Source organism: Moorena sp. SIO3B2 (assembly GCF_010692525.1).
GTDB classification, from domain to species: domain Bacteria; phylum Cyanobacteriota; class Cyanobacteriia; order Cyanobacteriales; family Coleofasciculaceae; genus Moorena; species Moorena producens.
Genome location: NZ_JAAHHE010000975.1, coordinates 1 through 1,088, shown reverse-complemented (window position 1 = coordinate 1,088; position 1,088 = coordinate 1). Strand labels below are relative to the sequence as shown.

Annotated in this window: 1 pseudogene; it reads right to left on the bottom strand. The window is 39.8% G+C overall.

Features of this window, described 5'->3' with window-relative positions:
* Positions 1–576: 576 nt before the first annotated feature.
* A pseudogene (locus F6K38_RS42850) lies at positions 577–1,088 on the bottom strand (hypothetical protein); the annotation flags it as partial.

The window sequence follows — 1,088 nt, the reverse complement described above, 5'->3', positions numbered from 1 at the left end:
GCCCTTGGGGGTCTTGCTGATAGACTTCGTTAGTCCATTTTCCGTTAACGAGCATCCCTGTTGCCATAGTTTTCCTCTGTTCGTTTAGCGTGGCCAACGGCCATGGTATTTTTTTTATACTATCTATCGCGAAGGGAGTAGGGAGTAGGAAAGTCAGAAGAGGGAATAGCCACTGCATCGCTTAAAACCCTCTTTACTTTTGCCTTTTGCCTTTTGGCTTTTTTGGCATTGGTCAGGGGCGGGATGAATATGAGTGGGCTGGGTATCCTGCCCCCCGGAAATTGAAACGGGCAAGATGCCCATTCCACTAAGATGCCCGTTCCACCAAGATGCCCGTTCCACAAAACTCTTAAAATCATTCCGAATTTATGCAACGCCAAAAATCTAGCCTAGTAGGGCGTATATTAGCACGCCCTACTAAATATTAGGTTCTCAGCAAGTCAGTAATAGCCTTAGCTAAAGCAACCAGCATGAGAACCAGAAGGATTTCTTCCATATACACCTTTCCTATATCTAAAAATCAAACTAATCCCATTCCTACACCCCCTGCATCCATGCAGGGGTTTGAGTATAAACTTAAAATTTTTGACTTAATTTATTAGCCACACTAATATTAGCCAGACTAATATCCAACTTTTGGGCATCAGCATAGAGCATCTGAGCTTCTTCAAGCTTACCATTCTTTTTAAGATATTTTGCCCTGTTAATAAACACTTCTGCAAAATTGTGAGATCCTTGATATTCAGATAATCTAGCTAACTGAATTAAATTTTTAACACCGGTATAGAGTTTTCCATTAACCTCCCAAGTATCAGAAAAAATATTATTTTTCGAGCATTGATAATCTTGCTCACAGTTAATGAAAGTAATTTGAGAAAACATTTCCTCTCCCAAGTATTGTTTTTGTAATCGAGTGTACATACTGCTAAAGGGACATCCACCCTCAAAGCCATAAAATTTTACTTCGCTTTGTTTCAGGTGTTGAGTCAAAGCATCTTTAGAGCCAGGCGCTTCAATAAGAAGTTTGGCAAAATTAACTGCCTTAGCAGCATCTATGTTATTTACCTGTAAGTCATTGCTTACTAAGT